General features: G+C 74.9%; 18 protein-coding genes. 4 read left to right on the plus strand and 14 right to left on the minus strand.

Translation table 11 applies throughout. The features are described from left to right. Positions 1 to 95 precede the first annotated feature (95 nt). Positions 96 to 734, plus strand: a complete 639-nt coding sequence (locus HDA33_RS06620) for a VOC family protein (protein ID WP_221432966.1) — start codon at positions 96 to 98, stop codon at positions 732 to 734. Between the two features lie 23 nt (positions 735 to 757). On the opposite strand, the gene HDA33_RS06625 is transcribed toward HDA33_RS06620, so the two are convergent. Next, positions 758 to 1,672, minus strand: coding sequence for a CPBP family glutamic-type intramembrane protease (locus tag HDA33_RS06625; RefSeq protein WP_184171993.1), 915 nt, complete (start codon positions 1,670 to 1,672; stop codon positions 758 to 760). Positions 1,673 to 1,803: 131 nt separating this feature from the next. Between HDA33_RS06625 and HDA33_RS06630 the strand changes: the two genes are divergently transcribed. Further along, positions 1,804 to 2,877, plus strand: a complete 1,074-nt coding sequence (locus HDA33_RS06630) for a phosphotransferase (protein ID WP_184171994.1) — start codon at positions 1,804 to 1,806, stop codon at positions 2,875 to 2,877. Positions 2,878 to 3,002: 125 nt separating this feature from the next. On the opposite strand, the gene HDA33_RS06635 is transcribed toward HDA33_RS06630, so the two are convergent. From HDA33_RS06635 to HDA33_RS06695, 13 genes are all read right to left on the minus strand, one after another. Further along, complete coding sequence (locus tag HDA33_RS06635; RefSeq protein ID WP_158495020.1) at positions 3,003 to 4,223, minus strand: glycine C-acetyltransferase; 1,221 nt, start codon at positions 4,221 to 4,223, stop codon at positions 3,003 to 3,005. Continuing rightward, a complete protein-coding gene (gene tdh, locus HDA33_RS06640; protein ID WP_184171995.1) occupies positions 4,223 to 5,269 on the minus strand; it encodes an L-threonine 3-dehydrogenase in 1,047 nt (348 codons plus the stop codon). Before tdh ends, HDA33_RS06635 begins: the two co-directional genes overlap by 1 nt. Before the next feature lie 315 nt (positions 5,270 to 5,584). Then, on the minus strand, positions 5,585 to 7,090 hold the full coding sequence (gene gatB / locus HDA33_RS06645) for an Asp-tRNA(Asn)/Glu-tRNA(Gln) amidotransferase subunit GatB (protein ID WP_184171996.1): 1,506 nt from the start codon (positions 7,088 to 7,090) through the stop codon (positions 5,585 to 5,587). Then, positions 7,087 to 8,703 carry an Asp-tRNA(Asn)/Glu-tRNA(Gln) amidotransferase subunit GatA gene (gene gatA, locus HDA33_RS06650; RefSeq protein WP_184171998.1) on the minus strand — a complete coding sequence of 539 codons (1,617 nt, stop codon included), beginning with the start codon at positions 8,701 to 8,703 and terminating at the stop codon, positions 7,087 to 7,089. The genes gatB and gatA overlap by 4 nt, the downstream gene beginning before the upstream one ends. Positions 8,704 to 8,709: 6 nt before the next feature. Beyond that, positions 8,710 to 9,006: an Asp-tRNA(Asn)/Glu-tRNA(Gln) amidotransferase subunit GatC gene (gatC, locus tag HDA33_RS06655; protein ID WP_017488799.1), complete on the minus strand. Its 297-nt coding sequence runs from the start codon at positions 9,004 to 9,006 to the stop codon at positions 8,710 to 8,712. A gap of 180 nt (positions 9,007 to 9,186) precedes the next feature. After that, the gene (locus HDA33_RS06660; protein WP_158492977.1) at positions 9,187 to 9,747 is read right to left on the minus strand and encodes a GNAT family N-acetyltransferase; all 561 of its coding nucleotides are present in this window, start codon (positions 9,745 to 9,747) and stop codon (positions 9,187 to 9,189) included. Continuing rightward, positions 9,744 to 10,253: a glutaredoxin family protein gene (locus HDA33_RS06665; protein ID WP_184172000.1), complete on the minus strand. Its 510-nt coding sequence runs from the start codon at positions 10,251 to 10,253 to the stop codon at positions 9,744 to 9,746. Before HDA33_RS06665 ends, HDA33_RS06660 begins: the two co-directional genes overlap by 4 nt. Further along, positions 10,250 to 11,167: an inositol monophosphatase family protein gene (locus HDA33_RS06670; protein ID WP_184172002.1), complete on the minus strand. Its 918-nt coding sequence runs from the start codon at positions 11,165 to 11,167 to the stop codon at positions 10,250 to 10,252. Before HDA33_RS06670 ends, HDA33_RS06665 begins: the two co-directional genes overlap by 4 nt. Then, positions 11,164 to 13,611 (minus strand): NAD-dependent DNA ligase LigA, encoded by a 2,448-nt coding sequence (gene ligA, locus HDA33_RS06675; RefSeq protein WP_184172004.1) that lies wholly within the window; start codon positions 13,609 to 13,611, stop codon positions 11,164 to 11,166. Before ligA ends, HDA33_RS06670 begins: the two co-directional genes overlap by 4 nt. Before the next feature lie 40 nt (positions 13,612 to 13,651). Continuing rightward, complete coding sequence (locus tag HDA33_RS06680) at positions 13,652 to 14,413, minus strand: protein phosphatase 2C domain-containing protein (protein WP_184172006.1); 762 nt, start codon at positions 14,411 to 14,413, stop codon at positions 13,652 to 13,654. An 11-nt stretch (positions 14,414 to 14,424) separates the two neighbouring features. After that, complete coding sequence (locus HDA33_RS06685; RefSeq protein ID WP_184172008.1) at positions 14,425 to 15,648, minus strand: adenylate/guanylate cyclase domain-containing protein; 1,224 nt, start codon at positions 15,646 to 15,648, stop codon at positions 14,425 to 14,427. Next, positions 15,645 to 16,175, minus strand: coding sequence for a PH domain-containing protein (locus HDA33_RS06690; protein WP_184173836.1), 531 nt, complete (start codon positions 16,173 to 16,175; stop codon positions 15,645 to 15,647). The genes HDA33_RS06685 and HDA33_RS06690 overlap by 4 nt, the downstream gene beginning before the upstream one ends. Before the next feature lie 30 nt (positions 16,176 to 16,205). Further along, the gene (locus tag HDA33_RS06695) at positions 16,206 to 17,045 is read right to left on the minus strand and encodes a biotin--[acetyl-CoA-carboxylase] ligase (RefSeq protein WP_184172009.1); all 840 of its coding nucleotides are present in this window, start codon (positions 17,043 to 17,045) and stop codon (positions 16,206 to 16,208) included. 189 nt (positions 17,046 to 17,234) lie between these two features. Here HDA33_RS06695 and HDA33_RS06700 point away from each other — a divergent pair, with 189 nt between their 5' ends. Further along, on the plus strand, positions 17,235 to 18,818 hold the full coding sequence (locus tag HDA33_RS06700; protein WP_017489495.1) for an acyl-CoA carboxylase subunit beta: 1,584 nt from the start codon (positions 17,235 to 17,237) through the stop codon (positions 18,816 to 18,818). Next, a complete protein-coding gene (locus HDA33_RS06705) occupies positions 18,815 to 19,114 on the plus strand; it encodes a hypothetical protein (protein WP_338104277.1) in 300 nt (99 codons plus the stop codon). The genes HDA33_RS06700 and HDA33_RS06705 overlap by 4 nt, the downstream gene beginning before the upstream one ends. The last annotated feature ends 44 nt before the right edge of the window (positions 19,115 to 19,158 follow it).

Here is a 19,158-nt window from a genome sequence, read left to right on the forward strand (position 1 = left end):
CGTCAAGGGCCGGCCGATCCCCGCAGCTCGCACCCAGGTCAACCCCCCGGAGCACCGGGGGAACGGAGAGGAACAGCGCAGTGAACTCCTGTCGCATGGACCACGTGTCCTACGCCGCCGGCCCCGAGGGCCTGGACGCCACCGTCGCCCGCATCGCCGAGGCACTGGGCGTCGAGCGCATCAAGGGCGGCATCCACCCCCGCTTCGGCACGCAGAACGCCCTGTTCCCCATGGCGGGCGGGCAGTACCTGGAGGTCGTCGAGGCCCTCGACCACCCCGCCTCCCTCAGCGCGCCGTTCGGCCAGCTGGTCCGCGCCCGCTCCGAGCAGGGCGGCGGCTGGATGAGCTGGGCCGTGTCCACCACGGACATCGGCCGCTTCGAGCGCCGCCTCGGCCGCGAGGCCGTCCCCGGCAACCGTCGCTTCCCGGACGGCCGCGAGCTGTCCTGGCGTCAGATCGGCATCAAGGGCACCATCGCGGACCCGCAGCTGCCGTTCATCATGCGCTGGGCCGACGGCCAGGAGGACATGCACCCCTCGCAGGCCGCCGAGCCCCAGGCCTCCATCGAGCGCCTGAGCATCGCCGGCTCCCCGGACCGCCTGGCCGAGTGGCTCGGTGACGAGGGCGAGGACGCCCACGTGGAGGACCTCAACGTGGAGTACGTGGCGCCCTCGGGCACCCCCGGCATCGTCTCGGTGACCTTCCGCACCCCGCGGGGCGACGTCACCCTCTGACGCATCCGGCGCGGGCGGGCCGCTCAGCCGAGCAGGCCCGCCCGCGCCAGCAGCGGGTAGCCCACGAACCCGACGGCGTCGAGCAGGAAGTGCGCGACCACCAGCGGCATCACGCGGCGCACCCGCAGGAACACCAGCACGAACACCACTCCCATCAGCGCGTTGCCGATGCCCGGCCCCACGCCCTGGTACAGGTGGTACGCCCCGCGCAGCAGGGCCAGCGCGAGCAGCGCCGTCGCCACGCGCGTCGGCAGGAACAGCCCCTCCGGGGTGGTCCAGGACGACGACGGCGCCCCGGTCCGGCGCGCGGGCGCGGCCTGCACCGCGGGCACCGGGTCCCGGTCCAGCCCTGCCGCCTTCAGCCGCTGCAGATAGCCGATCCGGTCGACGAGCCAGGCCCCCACGATGACCTCCTCGAGCAGCGAGTGCCGCAGGGCCGAGAGCAGCAGCACGGGGATCTGGTACCAGCTCTCGTCCATCGCGTTGGCGACGATCGCCGTCGTCAGCCCGAGCGCCCGGCCGGCGGCGTAGACGCCGAGCGTGCCCAGCCCGATCACCGCGAACAGGCCGACGCCCCAGGCGAGGTCCCGGCCGGGGCGGCGCAGGTCCAGGCCGAGGGTGCGGAACGGGTTCCGGCCGCGCACGTGCATCAGGTGCAGCACGAGCAGCACCGGCACGAGCGCGAACGCGATGCCGAGCAGCTGGTAGGTGAGGTCGAAGGCCCAGCGGTCGTCCACCGTGGGGTTGAGCACGGTGGTCTGGTCCCCCAGCGGGGCCTGGGTGGCCTTGTCGATCAGCTGGACCACGGCGTACACGGCCGAGCGGCCAAGCGAGAGCCCGAGGACGATCGCGATCTCCCAGTGCACCGTCCGCGCTGACGGGGCGGGGAGGGCGGTCGGAACAGGCGAGGCCGGCGCGGGCGGGACGGGGCGGGACATGCTCACCAGTATCCGCCGTCGATGCGGCCTCCGCCTGACGACGCGGTCGGCGTGCGGGGTTGCGTGCGCAGCGGCAGGCGGGGCCGACGGCCGACGTCGGGCCGGCACGGGCGTGTGCCTACCCTGGGGGCATGGCCTCCGACCCCGTCGACTCCGAGCTCGAGCTGGTCCACCGCGCGCTGGGGCGCCTGCGCCCCCACGTCTCCCCCGCCGACGCCCGGGCCCTCCACGAGGCCGACTGGTCCGCCGGCACCGTGGAGGAGGGCGGCCAGTTCCACCGGGTGCTGGTGTGCGCGGGCACGGGCGTGCTGCGGATGACGCGGGCCCACGAGGTCGGCGCGGCCCCGGCGGCCCGGTGGTCGCCCGAGCGGGACCCGGCGCGGCAGCTGGGCCGGCGCATGGCGCTGCTGGACGGGCTCGACGCGGCGCTGGCCGAGCAGGGCGTGGCGTGGACGGTGCCGGTGGCCCTCTCGGATCCGGTTCCCGCCGGCACCGGGGCCGCCGTGCTGCAGCGCTACCTGCCCGGCGGCCCGCATCCGCCGCACGAGGGCGACCCCGCCGTGCTGCGCCGCCTCCTGGACGAGATCGCCGCCGTGGACGTAGCGGACCCGCGGATCGCCCCGCACCTGGGCCGTCCCTTCTCCTTCCGCGGCCCGTGGACGGCGCAGCGGGCGGAGCACGTGGCCGGGATCCCGGTGCGGCTCGCCCCGCGCCTGGGCGCCTGGCCCGGGGACGACGTCGACGCGCGGACGGGGGCCGACGTCTGGGCCGACGCGGTGGCCCGGGTGACCCGCGCGGTGACCGCGTGGACCGAGGAGCCGCCCGTGCCGCCGTCGTTGGTGCACGGCGACCTCGCCGGCCACAACATGCGGTGGCGGGCCGTGCCTGCGGCCGACGACGCCCCCGGCGAGGTCCGCTGGGAGCTGGCCGGGGTGCTCGACTGGGACCTCGCCTGCGCGTGGGACCCCGCCCTCAACGTGGCCTATCTGAGCCTGTGGCACGGGGAGGATCAGGTGGAGCGCCTCGCCGTCGACGCGGGCGAGGCGGCCCGCGCCCGCGTGTGGCTGGGCGCCATGGCCCTCGAGACCCTCGACGACGCGGCCGCGCGGGACGAGCTCGTCGGCGGGCTGCCGAACGGCTCGTGGCGACGGCTGCTGCGCAAGGCCCTCCCCCGGGTGGCGCGGGCCCTCACGGCCCTGGGCTGACGCCGACCCTGACCCCGCGCCCGCGCCCCCACCGGAGCGATTCAGGTGACTTGTCGGGGGTGTTCGGGCAAAACACCCCCGACAAGTCACCCCAAAATGCGGGGCGAGGGCGGGGTGGGCCGGGGTCAGCCCTGGACGGCCTCGCGGGCCGCCACGAACGCGGCGACGGCGGCCTCCACGTCCTCGGCGGAGTGCGCGGCGGAGAGCTGCACGCGGATGCGCGCCTGGCCCTTGGGCACCACCGGGTAGGAGAACGCGGTGACGTAGACGCCCTGGTCGAGCATGGCGTCGGCCATCCGGGCGGCCAGGGCGGCGTCGTGGAGCATCACGGGGATGATCGCGTGCTCGCCCTCGAGCAGCTCGAAGCCCTCCTCGGTCATGCGACGGCGGAACAGGGCCGCGTTCTCGAACAGCTGCGCGCGCAGGGACGCGGAGTCCTCGACCAGGTCCAGCGCGGTGATGGTGGCCTCCACGATGGACGGGGCGATCGAGTTGGAGAACAGGTAGGGGCGGCCGCGCTGGCGCAGCACGTCCACGATCTCCTGACGGGCCGCCACGTAGCCGCCGGAGGCACCGCCGAGGGCCTTGCCGAAGGTGCCCGTGTAGACGTCCACCCGGTCCGAGACGCCCGCGTGCTCGGGGGTGCCGGCACCGGTGTCCCCCATGAAGCCGACGGCGTGGGAGTCGTCCACCATGACCAGGGCGCCGTACTCGTCGGCGAGGTCGCAGATCTCGGCGAGGGGGGCCAGGTAGCCGTCCATGGAGAACACGCCGTCGGTGACGATCACGGTCCGGCGGGCGCCGGCGCCGTCGTTGAGCTCCTTGGTCGCCTCGAGCTGGGCGCGCAGGTCGGCCATGTCCCGGTTGGCGTAGCGGAAGCGGTGGGCCTTGGACAGGCGCACGCCGTCGATGATCGACGCGTGGTTCAGGGCGTCGGAGATGATGGCGTCCTCGCGGCCGAAGAACGGCTCGAACACGGCCGCGTTGGCGTCGAAGCACGAGGAGAACAGGATCGTGTCGTCCGTGCCCAGGAAGCGGGACACCCGACGCTCGAGCTCCAGGTGGCGGTCCTGGGTGCCGCAGATGAAGCGCACCGAGGCCATGCCGAAGCCGCGCTCGTCCAGGGCGCGCTTGGCGGAGTCGATGAGGCGGGAGTCGTCGGCCAGGCCCAGGTAGTTGTTGGCGCAGAAGTTAAGCACCTCGCGGGCCTCGCCGTCCTCGGCACCGGCCGCGGTGGCCTTCACGTGCGCCGACTGCGGGGTGGTGATGGCCCGCTCGCGCTTGTAGAGGCCGGACTCGCGCAGCTCGTCGAGCTCGGCGGCCAGCTGGTCCTTGAATGCGTACATCAGAGGTTCCTCCAGTCCAGGACGATCTTGCCGGTGGCGCCGGCGCGGGCGGCGTCGAAGCCGCGCTTCCATTCGGGGGCGGCGATCACGTCGGTCACCACGGACTCGACGCGCTCGCGCAGGGTGGCGTTGGTCTGCAGCATGGCGGCCATCGCGTACCAGGTCTCGAACATCTCACGGCCGTAGATGCCCTTGATGGTGAGCATGTGGGTGACCACGCTCTGCCAGTCGATGGCGATCTCCTCGGCCGGCAGGCCCAGCAGGGCGATCTTGCCGCCGTGGTTCATGTTGGCGACCATCTCCTGGAGCGCGCTCGCGCGGCCGGACATCTCGAGGCCGACGTCGAACCCCTCGGCCAGGCCGAGCTCGCGCTGGGCCTCGCGGATGCGGGTGGCGGAGACGTCGATCGCGGCGTCCGCGCCCATGCTGCGGGCCAGCTCGAGGCGCTCCGCGGAGACGTCCGTGATGGCGATGTAGCGGGCGCCGGCGTGGCGGGCGATCGGGATGGCCATCAGGCCGATGGGCCCGGCGCCGGTGATGAGCACGTCCTCGCCCACGAGCGGGAAGCTCAGGGCGGTGTGGACGGCGTTGCCCAGGGGGTCGAAGATCGCACCCAGCTCGGGGGTGACGTGCTCGCCCTTGTGGACCCACACGTTGGCCTCGGGGATCACCACGTACTCGGCGAACGCGCCGTCGCGCTGCACGCCCACGGAGACGGTGTTGATGCACATCTGGCGGCGGCCGGCGCGGCAGTTGCGGCACATCCCGCACACGACGTGGCCCTCGCCCGAGACGCGCTGGCCGACCTCGACGTGCTCCACGAGGTCGCCGACCTCCACGACCTCGCCGTAGAACTCGTGCCCCGGGATCATCGGCGCCTGGATCATGGCCTGCGCGGCGGCGTCGTACGCCTCGATGTGCAGGTCGGTGCCGCAGATGCCGGTGGTGAACACGCGGATCTTCACGTCGTGGGCGCCGCACTCGGGCTCGGGGCGCTCGGTGAACTCGAATCCGGCGTGCGGGCCGGACTTGTACAGGGCCTTCATGGGGTGGGGAGGTCCTCTCGCGGGGACGCCGGCGGGTGCGTCGGCGTTGACGCGGACGACTCTACTGCCCGGTCTCCGCCGCTCAAAGGTGCCGCCCCTCGGCACCGTCCGACCGGCTGCCGGCAGAGCCGGGCGACGTGCCTCAGACGCGGGCGCTCCCCGCGTCCCTCCCCCACGCAGTCGGGGCGACTTGTGGGAGGTGTTCGCGTCGAACACCTCCCGCAAGTCGCCCCGAACGGCTCGGCCCGGCTCGGCTCGGCCTGGCTCGGCTCGGCTCGGCCCGGCTCGGCCTGGCTCGGCTCGGCCGGGCCCGGCTCAGCTCACGCCGAGGCGCTCCAGCACGATCTCGCGGACGCGGCCGGCGTCGGCCTGGCCGCGGGTGGCCTTCATGACCGGGCCGATCAGGGCCCCGACGGCGGCCATCTTGCCGCCGCGGATCTTCTCGGCCACGTCCGGGTTGGCGGCGATCGCCGCGTCCACGGCCTCGGTGAGCGCGCCGTCGTCGGAGACCACGGCCAGGCCCTTGGACTCGACGATCTCCTTCGGGGTGCCCTCGCCGTCGGCCACGAGGCCGAGCACCTGCTTGGCGATCTTGTCGTTGATCGTCTTCGCGGCGATCAGCTCCTCGACCTCCACCACGTGGGCCGGGGTGACGCCCAGCTCGGCGACGGCGGTCTCGCGCACGTTGGCCAGGCGGGCGATCTCGCCCATCCACCACTTGCGGGCGGCCGCGGGCGAGGCGCCGGCCTCGACCGTGGCCACGATCTCGTCCAGCACGCCGGCGTTGACGACGTCCCGGAACTCCTCGTCCGCGTAGCCCCACTCGGCCTTGAGTCGCTTGTTGCGCACGGCCGGCAGCTCGGGCATCTCGGCGCGCACGCGCTCCACCCAGGCGGCGTCCACGTGCACGGGCACGAGGTCCGGCTCGGGGAAGTAGCGGTAGTCGTCCGCGTCCGACTTCGGGCGGCCCGAGGTGGTGGTGCGCGTGTCCTCGTGCCAGTGGCGGGTCTCCTGCGTCACGGTGCCGCCCGCGGCGAGCAGCGCGGCCTGGCGCTGGATCTCGTGGGTGACCGCGTGCTGGACGGCGCGCGTGGAGTTCACGTTCTTCGTCTCGGTGCGGGTGCCGAACTCCGTCGCGCCCTTGGGCATGAGGGAGACGTTGGCGTCGCAGCGGACGTTGCCGCGCTCCATGCGCGCGTCCGAGATGTCGATCGCCTTGACGATGTCCCGGATGGCGGTGACGTAGGCGCGGGCCAGCTCGGGCGCGCGGGCGCCGGCCCCGACGATCGGCTTGGTGACGATCTCGATGAGCGGCACGCCGGCGCGGTTGTAGTCCACGAGCGAGTTCGAGGCGCCCTGGATGCGGCCGGAGCCGCCCACGTGGGTGAGCTTGCCGGCGTCGTCCTCGAGGTGGGCGCGCTCGATCTCCACGCGGAAGACCTCGCCGTCCTCCAGCTCCACGTCCAGGTGGCCGTCGAAGACGATCGGCTCGTCGTACTGGGAGGTCTGGAAGTTCTTCGGGGTGTCCGGGTAGAAGTAGTTCTTCCGCGCGAAGCGGCAGGTCTCGGCGACCTGCGCGTCCAGGGCCACGCCCAGGCGGACGGCGTACTCCACGACCTCCCGGTTGAGCACCGGCAGGGTGCCGGGCAGGCCGAGGTCCAGCGGGGTGACGTTGGTGTTCGGCTCGTCGCCGAAGGCGTTGGGCGCCGAGGAGAAGATCTTCGTGGCGGTGTTCAGCTCCACGTGCACCTCGAAGCCCAGCACGGGGTCGAAGCGCTCCATCGCCTCCGCGAAGTCCATGGTCTGCTCTGCGTGGCTCATGCCCGGCCTCCTGCCGTGGTCGCGGTGGCGGCGCGCTGCGCGCCCTTCTCCAGCTCGGGGGCCTGGGCCCAGACGGGGCCGCCGCGGCCGTCCTCGACGAGGCGCTCGAGCGCGGCGCCCGCCTCGTACAGGCGCGCGTCCTCGCGGGCCGGCGCCATGAGCTGCAGGCCGTAGGGCAGGCCCTCGACGACGCCGCCGGGCAGGGACAGCCCGGGGATGCCGGCCAGGTTGGCCGGGATGGTGGCGAGGTCGTTGACGTACATGGTCAGGGGGTCGTCCGTCTTCGCGCCCAGCTCGAAGGCCGGGGTCGGCGCGGTGGGCGTGAGGAGCACGTCCACCTGCTCGAAGGCGCGGGCGAAGTCCTCCTGCACGAGGGTGCGGACCTTCTGCGCGGAGCCGTAGTAGGCGTCGTAGTAGCCCGCGGACAGCGCGTAGGTGCCCAGGATGATGCGGCGCTTGACCTCGTCGCCGAAGCCGGCGGCGCGGGTGGCGCCCATGACCTGCTCGATCGTGCCGCCGCCGTCGGGCACCACGCGGTGGCCGTAGCGGACGCCGTCGAAGCGGGCCAGGTTGGAGGAGGCCTCCGAGGGCATGATCAGGTAGTACGCGCCGAGGGCGGCGTCGAAGCTGGGGCAGGAGACCTCCACGATCTGAGCCCCGGCCTCGCGCAGCGCGGCCACGTGCTCGTCGAACGCGGCCCGGATGCCCGGGTGGAAGGCGTCCGCGGGCAGGTCGGTCACGACGCCGACGCGCAGCCCCGCCAGGTCGCGGCCGCGGGCGGCGGCGGTGAGGTCCGCCGGCTCCTCGGCCAGGGAGGTGGAGTCCTGCGGGTCGTGCCCGCCGATGACCTGCTGGAGCGCGGCGGCGTCCGCCACGGTGCGGGCGGCGGGGCCGATCTGGTCCAGCGAGGACGCCATGGCGATGAGCCCGTAGCGGGAGACCGCGCCGTAGGTGGGCTTCACGCCCACGGTGCCGGTGAAGGCGGCGGGCTCGCGCACGGAGCCGCCGGTGTCCGAGCCGAGGGCGAACGGGGCGAGGAAGGCGGCGACGGCGGCCGCGGAGCCGCCGCCCGAGCCGCCGGGCACGCGGTCCAGGTCCCACGGGTTGCGGGTGATGCCGAACGCGGAGTGCTCGGTGGAGCCGCCCATGGCGAACTCGTCGAGGTTGGTCTTGCCCAGGATCGGCAGGCGGGCCTCGCGCAGCCGGGTGACCACGGTGGCGTCGTACGGGCTCATCCAGCCGTCCAGCATGCGCGAGGCGGCGGTGGTGGGCTGGCCCTGCGTGACGATGTTGTCCTTCACGGCCACGGGCACGCCGGCCAGCGGGTGCAGGGCCTCGGCCTCGGCGCCGCCGGCGGCGCGGATGGCGTCCACCTCGGCGGCGACGGCGAGCGCCTCCTCGGCGTTCACGTGCAGGTAGGCGCGCACGCCGCGGTCGGCGGCGGCGTCGGCGCGGGGGTCGCCGTCGAACTCGGCGATGCGGTCCAGGTGGGCCTGGACGAGCTCCACGGAGGTGGTGGTGCCGGCGCGCAGGCGCTCGGCCATCTGGAGGGCGGTGAGGCGGACGAGCTGGTCCGCGGCGAGCTCAGCGGTCGCGTCGAAGGTCTGCGTCATGGCCGGTCACTCCCCGTCCAGGATCGCGGGGACCTTGAACTGGCCGTCCTGCGCGTCGGGCGCCTGGTCCACGGCCTGCTCCTGGGTGAGCATCCCGGCGGGGACGTCCTCGCGGAACACGTTGGACATGGCGATCGGGTGGGACGTGGGCGGCACGTCCGCGCCCGCCGCGGCCTGCACGGCCGAGACGTGCCCCAGGATCTGCTCGAGCTCACCGGAGACGGTGGCGAGCTCCTCGTCGCTCATCTGGATGTGGGCCAGGCGCGCGAGGTGCGCCACCTGGTCCCGGGTGATCTCAGGCATGGATCTCCTCGTCTGACGTCGTGGGCTGCGGCGTCCGCCGCCCGGGCACGCGGGGGTGCGGGGGCGGCGCTCTCGCCGGATGCGGTTCGGCCCCGAGTCTAGCGGCGCGGGCGGACGCCCCACGCGGGCGCGGCGCACGACGACGGCGGCACGCGTCCGGCGCGCCGCCGTCGGCCGGGCTCAGGCCAGCGGCAGGCGGTAGACGAGGAAGGGGCCGGTCTCGTCGGCGGGGTCGAGGTCCGGTATGACGTCCCGCAGGTACCAGTCCCGCTCGGGCACGCGCACGTAGCCGAGGGCCTCGTAGAGGCGGTGGGCGTCGGTCATGGTGGGCATGGTGGTCAGGGCGATCGCCTCGATGCCGGGCAGGGCGCGGGCGCGCTCCTCGATCACGGCCATCAGCGTGCGGGCGACGCCCCTGCGGTGGTGGTCCGGGTGGACGGCGAGCATGCGGAACTCGTACTCCCCCGGCGCGGCGGTCTCCGCCATGGGCGACCCCAGCGGGGTGAGCACCACGGAGCCGGCCACCTGTCCGTCCACCTCGGCCACGAGCACCTCGGCCCGGGCGGCCCGGCCGGCCACGTCCCGGAGGGTCTTGACGTACCGGGAGCCGGGGGCGATGTGGCCGCCGTCCACGTAGGACGCGACGGTCAGCGCGGCCACCGCCTCGTGGTCCTCGGGGCGCAGCGGGCGGACCTGCGGGCGCGCGGGCGGCGTCGGCACGGTCGGAGCGGTCTCGGTCATCGGGGTCCTTCCTCCCGGGTGCGGGGCCCGCCGGCGGGGCGGGCGTCGCGGAGCATGTCCTTGAGCCGGGAGCGGGACGCCTCGTCCGCGGCCACGAAGTCCTTGCGGCGCGCCCACACGGTGGGGACCGCCTCGTGGGCGTGCCCGTCGCGGCCGGCGTGCAGGCGGTGCAGCACGGGCACCGCGTCCTTGTCCGTCCAGATGTTCACCCAGTAGACGGCGTCCCGCTGGGCGGGGTCCAGGTCGCGCAGCAGCGCCTGGCAGTACGGGCAGCCGGGCCGCCAGAACACGACGACGCCGCCGGCCTGAACATGCGCCTGCGCGCCGGCCAGCGGGCGGGAGCGCACGCGCAGCTGCGGGAGGTGGCGCCAGAGCATCCACAGCATGGCCAGCGCGGCCACGAGCACCACGACGTCCCGGCGCAGCGTGCCCCACACGAGGAACACGAGCCCCGCGGAGCCGAAGAGCACGGGCCAGAACCAGGGGTCTCCCACGAGTCGTCTCATGCCGTCTCCTCCTGCGCCGCGGCGAGCGCGGCCTCGTCCACGTCCCCGGCCACCATCCAGTCGGGGTGGGCCGTGCCGTCGCCCGAGGCCGGCCGGCGCACGCGCACCCCGGCCTCCTCGGCGATCAGGGCGCCGGCGGCCCAGTCGTACTCCTGCGTCCCGAACTCGGCGTAGGCGTCCAGGGTGCCGTCGGCCACCATGCACAGGTCCAGCGCGGCCGAGCCGATCCGACGGACGTCCCCGAAGGCCGGCAGCAGGGCCGCGAGCGCGCGCACCTGCATCGCCCGGCGAGCGGGGTCGTAGCCGAAGCCGGTGGCGAGCAGTCGTCCGGAGCGGCCGGGCACGGGCCCGGTGATCCGCACCGGGGCGGCGTCCCGGTCGGGCACGTCCACGCCGGCCGTCGTCGCGTCGGCGGTGCTGAAGGCGCCGCGGCCCGCGCTCGCGAACCACGTGCGGCCCAGCGCCGGGGCGGCGACGACGCCGGCCAGCCATCGCCGCGTGCCCGCGGGCACGCCCAGCAGGGCGGCGGTCTCCTCGTCCACCGGGCCGGTCACGGCCACGGAGGTGCAGAACTGCGGCAGGCCGCGCACGAAGTTGGTGGTGCCGTCCAGCGGGTCGATGGACCAGCGCAGCCCGCTGGGCTCGGCGGGGACGGTGGCGCCGTACTCCTCCCCCGTGATCTCGTCCTGCGGGCGGTAGGCCACGAGGACCTCGCGGACGGCCTGCTCGGCGCGGCGGTCGTAGTCCGTGACCCAGTCCGAGCCGGAGGTCTTCGTCTCGGCGCCGATCTCCTCCCGGCCCAGGGGCACGGCCGGGTGGTGCCCGGTCCAGCGCCGCGCCAGCACGTCCGCCCCGGCCCGCGCGGCGGCCTTGGCGACCACGAGCAGGCCCGGCACGGTGACGGCGGCGCTCACGCCGTCGCCTCCGCCTCGGCACCCGCCGCGGCCTCCGCACCGGCCTCCGCGCCGGACCCGAGCGCGCCGTCGTCGCCCACACCGTCCGCGCCGTCCTCGTCCGCCGGCGCCACCGCCGCCGGGCCCTGCGCCAGCAGGCGCACGAACCCGGCCTCGTCCAGCACGGGCACGCCGAGGGACTGCGCCTTGTCCAGCTTGGAGCCGGCGGCCGCGCCGGCCACGAGGAAGTCGGTCTTCTTGGACACGGACCCGGAGGCCTTGCCGCCGCGCACGAGGATCGCCTCCTTCGCGGAGTCGCGGGAGAAGCCCTCGAGCGAGCCGGTGACCACCACGGTCAGGCCCTCGAGCGTGCGCGGGGTGGACTCGTCCTGCTCGTCCTCCATGACCACGCCCGCCGCGGCCCACCGGTCCACGATCTCCCGGTGCCAGTCCTCGGCGAACCACTCGATGAGCGCGTCCGCGATGATCGGGCCGACGCCGTCGATCTCGGCCAGTCGGTCCCGGTCGCCGGCCTCAGCCGCCGCGCGCAGCGCCGCCATCGAGCCGAACGCCGTGGCCAGCGAGCGGGCCGCCGTCGGGCCCACGTGCCGGATGGACAGCGCCACGAGGGTGCGCCACAGCGGCTGCGACTTGGCCTTCTCGAGCTCGTCGAACAGGCGCAGCGTGTTGGCCGTGGGCGCGGACGGCTTCTTCGCGGTGCCGGCGGTGAAGAAGTACGGCTTGAGCGTGAACACGCCCGAGGGCACCATGCGGCCGTCCACCTTCGTGCGGCCCTCGCGCCACACGCGCACCGCGCCGAGGGAGCGCTGCAGGTCCGTCAGCCCGTCCTCCCCGCGCGGGCCCGTGATCTCCTCCGGCGTGCCCGAGGCGAGGTCGAAGATCTGCGCCTCCGCCGTGATGGGGCCCGGGCCCTCGGGCCGCACGTGTCCCTCGTGCTCGGCCGGGTCCTCGCCGGGGCCCTGGACGAGCCAGCGGGCGGCCTCCTCGCCGAGCGCCTCCACGTCGAAGGCGCCGCGGCTGGCCAGGTGCTCGACGCGGCCGGCCAGCTGGGCCGGGCAGGAGCGGGCGTTGGGGCAGCGCAGGTCCACGTCCCCCTCCTTGGCCGGGGCCAGCGCCGTGCCGCACGAGGGGCAGTGCGCGGGCATGACGAACTCGCGCAGCTCCCGGCCCGCCTCGATCGCCTTCTCGCGCAGCGGCAGCACGGGGCCCACGACCTCGGGGATCACGTCCCCGGCCTTGCGCACCACCACGGTGTCCCCGATCAACACGCCCTTGGCCTTGACCACGTCCTGGTTGTGCAGGGTGGCCAGGGAGACGGTGGACCCGGCCACGGTGACCGGCTCCATCACCGCGAACGGGGTCACCCGTCCGGTGCGGCCCACCGAGACCGCGATGTCCCGCAGCAGCGTGTGGACCTCCTCCGGCGGGTACTTGTACGCCGCGGCCCAGCGGGGCACGCGGGAGGTGTGGCCGAGGTAGCGCTGGTCCGCGAACGCGTCCGCCTTGACCACGATGCCGTCGATCTCGTGGATCAGCTCGTGTCGGCGCTCGCCGTACTCCTCGATCACCGCGACGACGGCGGCCAACGCCTCCTCGTCCGCGCCCTCCACCCGGCGGGTGTAGGGACTCACGGGCAGGCCCCAGCCCGCGAGCGCGTCGTACACCTCGTGCTGGGAGTCCAGCCCGAACGCCTCGACCGAGCCGATGCCGTGCACGAACATGGCCAGCGGGCGCTGCGCGGTGACCGCCGGGTCCTTCTGACGCAGGGCGCCGGCGGCGGCGTTGCGCGGGTTGGCGAACGGCGTCTGGCCCTCCTCCGCACGGCGCGCGTTGAGCTCGGCGAAGGCGGCGGAGGACATGAACACCTCGCCGCGCACCTCGAACTCGGCGGGCCAGCCCTCGCCGGAGAGCTCGTGCGGGATGTCCCCGATGGTGCGCACGTTGGCGGTGACGTCCTCGCCCGTGACGCCGTCGCCGCGGGTGGCGGCCTGCACGAGCCGCCCGTCCCGGTAGCGCAGCGCGACGGCGAGCCCGTCGATTTTCACCTCCACGAGCCAGCGGGGCGCCACGCCCGGCCGCACCTGCGTCAGGGCCTGCGCCGCGCGGCGGAACCAGACCTCGAGCTCCTCGACGGAGAACAGGTCCTCGAGCGAGTACATGCGGGCCCCGTGCCGAACGGGGGCGAACGCCTCCGAGACCTCCCCGCCGACCTCCTGGGTGGGCGAGTCGTTGGACACGAGCTCGGGGTGCAGGGCCTCGAGGTCCTCGAGGCGGCGGTAGAGGACGTCGTACTCCGCGTCGGAGAGCTCGGGGGCGTCCTCCTGGTAGTAGGCGGTGCGGGCGGCCCGCACGCGCTCCACGAGGTCCTCGTACTCCTCCCTCAGGCCCGCGGCGGGGATGTCCTGCGGGTCGGGCTGGGCGGCGGATTCCTTGGCGGTGCTCACCCGGGTCAGCGTAGTCGCCGGGGCGGACGCCGCAGCCGGGTCAGGGGATCCGGACGAGCACGGCGGTGACGTTGTCCCGGCCGCCGCGCCACAGCGCCGCCTCCACGAGCTTCACGAGGGCGTCCTCGAGTTCGTCGGCGTCGTCGATCAGGGCGCGGATCTCCTCGTCCAGCAGCTCGCCGGTCAGGCCGTCGCTGCACAGCAGCAGGCGGTCGCCGGAGGCCACGGGGATCTCGGCGACGTCCACGGTGAGCGGCTCGGGCGAGCCGAGGGCGCGCGTGATGACGTTGCGGCGCGGGTGCACGCGCGCCTCCGCGGGGGTGAGCTCGCCGGCGTCCACGAGCATCTGCACGGCCGAGTGGTCCACGGTGAGCTGCTGCAGCACGGGCGCGCCGGCCGGGCGCAGGTAGATGCGAGAGTCGCCCACGTTGGCCACGGCCCAGCGGTTCGCCGCGGTGTCGATGCAGGCCAGCACGGTGAGGGTGGTGCCGGAGCGCCCGCCGCCGGCCGCCACCACGGCCGCGTCGGCCTCGTGGACGAGGTGGCCGAGCTCCTCGGGGGTGTGGGCCACGCCGGGGGCCAGCACCTCGGGGCCGCGGCGGCGCAGCACCTCGATGGCGGCGGCCGAGGCCACCTCGCCGGCCTCGTGCCCGCCCATGCCGTCCGCGACGGCGGCCAGCACGAGGGGGTCCCCCACGAGCGTCCAGGCGTCCTCGTTGAGCTCGCGGACCGCGCCCACGTGCGTGGCTCCGGCGGCCTTCGGACGCGATGCGGCGGCGGGAGTCTCGGCGCTGGGCTCCACGGGGTCCTCGTTCAGTCGGCGAGCAGGGTCTGGGCCGACCCGTTCAGGAGCAGGGAGGGGCGGACCTCCCCGACCCCCCGGACGATCCTGGGCGGCTGGGGGACGAGCACGAAGCGCTCGTCCCGGGACAGGGCCGCGGCGGTCATGGCGTCCACCAGCACGGTACCCGGATCCGCCAGCGACGTCAGCCGGGCGGCCAGGTTGACGGTGGGCCCGTAGATGTCGCCCATGCGGGAGAGCACGCGGCCCCACGACAGGGCGACGCGGGCGGAGGGCAGCTCGTCGTCCGCGGCGATCGCCTCGGCCAGCGCGAGCGCGATGGCGGCGCCCGTCTCCGGGGTCTCCGCGTTGAACATGACCTCGTCGCCGATGGTCTTCACGAGCCAGCCGCCGCCGGCGGAGATGATCTCGGCGCTGAGCGTCTCGAAGCGCTGCACCATCCGGGCCAGCGTGCGGTCGTCCATGGTCCGCGAGAGCGTGGTGTAGGAGACCATGTCCGCGAAGCCCACGGCGCGGGCCAGGGGCAGCGGCGAGTCCGACTCGGAGCCGTCGCGGCCCTCCTCGCTCGCGGCCAGGCCGGCCTCCACGCGCACGGTCAGGCGCTTCACCGCGCGGTTGAGCTGGCGGCGGTAGACGATCCGCATGGCCCGCTCCAGCGGGGTGACGATCTCGGGGAGCAGGTCGACGGCGGCGCGCCGGGCCTCCGGGTCGGTGAGGCCCTCGGAGACGATCTTGTCCTCCACGAGCGCCTCGATCTGCCACACCACCATGCGGTCCGTCATCTGCCCGATCGAGCGGGCCAGCGAGATCGCGGCGTCCTCGTTGAGGGCGCCGGAGCGCACGAGCTCCAGGACGGACTCGAAGGCCTCCACGTCCGCCTCGGTGAACGCCTTGTGGCCCTCCGGCGAGGTGGGGTAGCCCAGGGCCCGCCAGATCTTGCGGGCGGAGACGGTGGACACGCCCATCCGCTGCGCGACCTCGCGGGCGGTATAGGCCCGCGGTCCCACCACGAGGCCGGCGTCCAGCGTGCGCATCGCCGTGGTCCAGCCGGCACCGGGCGGGGGCGCGTCGACCTCCTCGAGCCGGTCGGCGGCGGCCTCGCCCCGGCGGTCCTCGTGCCGGTCCGCGCGGCGCTCGTCGTGCGAGTCCTTGCGGCGAGGCGCCTCCGCGGGGCCGGAGCCGTCCGGGGCGATGATGGGCAGCGGGGCGGTGTCCGGCGTCTCCGCACGGCTCATCGGGGGCCTCCTGTGGGGGCGGGGGCGGGCCAGCTGGCGACGCGCGCCTGGCGGGTGAGGTGGGCGAGCGCCTCCTCGAAGCGCGCGGCCTCGGGGACGTCGCGCAGGCGCCAGTGGACCTGGCGCGCGGGCTCCTGGAAGAGGATGTGCAGGTCCCCGGCGCCGGAGCCGCGACGGCGGCGCTGCACGTCGGCGATGGACACGAGCGACATGGCCACGTCCGCGCCCCCGCCGAGGCCGGTGCGCTGCACGATCCGGCGGCTGGTCACCACGGTGCGCCGGGTGGCCCAGCGCAGCACGGGCAGCAGCATGCCGGGCAGCAGGGCGAGCACGGCCACGGCCCACGCGGCCGTCTCGAGCAGCGCGCGGTTCTGCGTGAGGATCCCGGGCAGGTCCGGGCGCGCGAGCACGCCCATGGCCAGGCCGAGCAGGAACGCGACGGTCACGAGGACGGCGGCGGGGCGCAGCAGGGCGCGCGGGTGGGTGCGGGTGCGCACCATCACCTGTTCACCGGGCTCCAGGCGCATGGCGGTCACCTCCTGACCCTCTCTGGGCGCTCATGCGCCGCGGTGCACGTCGCCGCGCAGATGGGCCACGTCGCCGGCGCGGACCTCGGTCTCGATTCTGCCACGGTCCGCTGTGACATGACTCACGCGCAGGGCGCCGCCGGGGCCCAGCGCGACGGCGGTCCCCTCCAGCACGTCCCCGCCGGGCAGCTCGGCGCGGACCTCGCGGCCCAGGGTGGACAGCCGCTGCGTCACGGCGGCCACGGCCGGGTGGCGCCCGTCCACGGCCTCGGCCTCGCCGGCGACGGCGGCCGCGAACCGGTCGGCGGCGCCCACGACGGCGTCCCGCAGGGCGGCGGCCAGCCCCCGGGGCGCCGGCACGGCCTCGGCGCCGATCTGCTCGGCCAGGTCCGTGGCGGTGGCCACGGGTGCGGCGCCGCGGTGGTCCAGGTTCACCCCCATGCCCACGACCACCCCCGGGCCGCCCCCGTCCGCGGCGGGGGCGACGGTGGCCAGCACGCCGCACAGCTTGCGGCCGTCCGGGGCGAGCACGTCGTTGGGCCACTTCAGGTGCGCGGTCGCGCCGAGCCCGGCCAGGTGCTCCACCACGGCGGCGGAGGCCACGAGGGACAGCCAGCTCAGGTGCACCGGGGCCAGGGGGGTGCCGCCGGCCGCGGGGCGCAGGTGCACGGACAGGGCCAGCGCCGCGCCCGGGGCCGCGCTCCACACGCGCGAGTGGCGGCCGCGCCCGGCACGCTGGTCCGCGGTGGCCACGGCCAGCCCGTGGCGCGGGCCCTCGCGGCCCACGCGCGCGAGCACCTCGTCCTGGGTGGACCCGGCCGAGTCCAGCCAGACCAGGCCCGGGGCGGCGGGGTCGTGGGGTGCGTGCATTCCCTCAGGTATACACGCCGACCCTGGCCCGTCCCTGGGTGCCCGAGGCCCCCGCCGCCGGCACCCGCGGGGCCGGCCCACCGCCGTCGCCCCCGGATTGTGGACTTCCTCCAACGGCGGCGCGCTCCCCCGGCCCGTACACTGGCCGCTGAGCTGGAGCATCTGGCGGACCACCACAAGGAGGACGTGTTGAGCGATCCCGATCTGACCACCACGGCGGGCCGGCTGGCCGACCTGCACCGGCGGCTCGAGGCCACGGCCGCGCCCGGCGGCGAGGGCGCCGTCGAGCGGCAGCACGCGCGCGGCAAGCACACCGCCCGCGAGCGGATCGACCTCCTCCTGGACGAGGGCTCGTTCGTGGAGCTGGACGCCCTCGCCGTGCACCGCACCACCGCCTTCGGCATGGACGCCAAGCACCCGGCGGGCGACGGCCTCGTCTCCGGCTTCGGCACCGTGGACGGCCGTCAGGTGGCCGTCTACTCCCAGGACTTCACCGTGTTCGGCGGCTCCCTCTCCGAGCGCAACGGCCAGAAGATCGTGAAGGTCCAGGAGTTCGCGGCCCGCAACGGCTGCCCCGTGATCGGCATCCTCGACGGCGGCGGCGCCCGCATCCAGGAGGGCGTCGCCTCACTCGCCCAGTTCGCGGACATCTTCCGGAACAACGTCCTGGCCTCCGGGATGATCCCGCAGATCTCCCTGATCATGGGCCCCTCCGCCGGCGGCGCGGCCTACTCCCCCGCGCTCACCGACGTCGTGGTGATGGTGGACCAGACCTCGCACATGTTCATCACCGGCCCGGACGTGATCAAGACCGTCACCGGCGAGGACGTGGACATGGAGACCCTGGGCGGCGCCCGCTCCCACAACTCCACCTCCGGCACCGCCCACTACATGGCCTCCTCCGAGGAGGACGCGATCGCCTACGTGCAGGAGCTGCTCGAGCTGCTGCCCTCCAACAACCTCGCCGAGGCCCCGACGTTCGAGGCGGCGGACCCGGAGACCACGGACGAGGACCTCGCCCTGGACGAGATCGTCCCGGACTCGGCCAACCAGCCGTACGACATGCTCGAGGTCATCGGGGCGATCGTGGACGAGGGCCACCTGCTGCAGCTGCAGGAGCTCTACGCCCCCAACGTGATCACCGGCCTGGCGCGCCTGGACGGCATGTCCGTGGGCGTCGTCGCCAACCAGCCGCAGCAGCTGGCCGGCACCCTGGACATCGCGGCCTCGGAGAAGGCCGCGCGCTTCGTGCGGTTCTGCGACGCCTTCAACATCCCCATCCTCACGCTCGTGGACGTGCCCGGCTTCCTGCCCGGCACGGACCAGGAGTTCAACGGCATCATCCGCCGCGGCGCCAAGCTGATCTACGCGTACGCCGAGGCCACCGTGCCGAAGCTGACCGTGATCACCCGCAAGGCCTTCGGCGGCGCGTACATCGTGATGGGCTCCAAGAAGCTCGGCGCGGACCTCAACCTCGCCTGGCCCAGCGCGCAGATCGGCGTGATGGGCGCCCAGGGCGCGGTGAACATCCTGTACCGCCGCGACCTCAAGGCCACGCAGGACGCCGGCGGCGACGTCGACGCCCGCCGCGCCGAGATCGTCGCGGACTACGAGGCCGAGCTGCTCAACCCGTACCAGGCCGCCGAGCTCGGCTACGTGGACGCCGTCGTGCCCCCGCACGCCACCCGCGGCGCCCTCATCCGCGCCCTGCGCGCCACCCTGCACAAACGCGAGGCCCGCCCCGCCAAGAAGCACGGGAACATGCCGCTGTGAGCGCCCCGCACGAGCCCCGCACCCCGAACGCCGCCGGGACGCCCGACGACGCCGCGGCCGAGCCGACGACGGCCGACCCGCTGCAGCTCAGCGGCGTCGAGCTGGACCCGGAGGAGCTAGCCGCGCTGACCGCCGTGCTCGCGCAAGCCCGCGCCGCCGAGGCCGAGGCCGCGCGCGCCGCCGCCGAGGCGGCGGACCCGCGCCCGTTGGACCGCACCCTGCGCCGCCGCGGCGACCTGGGCCTGTGGGCCCGGCCGGGCCGCGGCCAGTGGCGGCGCGGCGCCGGACCGCAGTGACGCCGTCGGGCTGAGGCCGCCGGCCCGGGCCGCCCCCCCCCCCC

It is taken from the genome of Micrococcus endophyticus (assembly GCF_014205115.1).
Lineage (GTDB): Bacteria > Actinomycetota > Actinomycetes > Actinomycetales > Micrococcaceae > Micrococcus > Micrococcus endophyticus.

Excerpts from the sequence above, each read along its gene's own strand:
- HDA33_RS06630 (WP_184171994.1), top strand. The coding sequence starts at position 1,804 with ATGGCCTCCGACCCCGTCGACTCCGAGCTCGAGCTGGTCCACCGCGCG.
- HDA33_RS06660 (WP_158492977.1), bottom strand. The coding sequence starts at position 9,747 with ATGACCGAGACCGCTCCGACCGTGCCGACGCCGCCCGCGCGCCCGCAG.
- HDA33_RS06620 (WP_221432966.1), top strand. The coding sequence starts at position 96 with ATGGACCACGTGTCCTACGCCGCCGGCCCCGAGGGCCTGGACGCCACC.
- gatA (WP_184171998.1), bottom strand. The coding sequence starts at position 8,703 with ATGACGCAGACCTTCGACGCGACCGCTGAGCTCGCCGCGGACCAGCTC.
- HDA33_RS06665 (WP_184172000.1), bottom strand. The coding sequence starts at position 10,253 with ATGAGACGACTCGTGGGAGACCCCTGGTTCTGGCCCGTGCTCTTCGGC.
- HDA33_RS06625 (WP_184171993.1), bottom strand. The coding sequence starts at position 1,672 with ATGTCCCGCCCCGTCCCGCCCGCGCCGGCCTCGCCTGTTCCGACCGCC.
- tdh (WP_184171995.1), bottom strand. The coding sequence starts at position 5,269 with ATGAAGGCCCTGTACAAGTCCGGCCCGCACGCCGGATTCGAGTTCACC.
- gatB (WP_184171996.1), bottom strand. The coding sequence starts at position 7,090 with ATGAGCCACGCAGAGCAGACCATGGACTTCGCGGAGGCGATGGAGCGC.
- HDA33_RS06690 (WP_184173836.1), bottom strand. The coding sequence starts at position 16,175 with ATGCGCCTGGAGCCCGGTGAACAGGTGATGGTGCGCACCCGCACCCAC.
- HDA33_RS06635 (WP_158495020.1), bottom strand. The coding sequence starts at position 4,223 with ATGTACGCATTCAAGGACCAGCTGGCCGCCGAGCTCGACGAGCTGCGC.
- HDA33_RS06685 (WP_184172008.1), bottom strand. The coding sequence starts at position 15,648 with ATGAGCCGTGCGGAGACGCCGGACACCGCCCCGCTGCCCATCATCGCC.
- HDA33_RS06695 (WP_184172009.1), bottom strand. The coding sequence starts at position 17,045 with ATGCACGCACCCCACGACCCCGCCGCCCCGGGCCTGGTCTGGCTGGAC.
- gatC (WP_017488799.1), bottom strand. The coding sequence starts at position 9,006 with ATGCCTGAGATCACCCGGGACCAGGTGGCGCACCTCGCGCGCCTGGCC.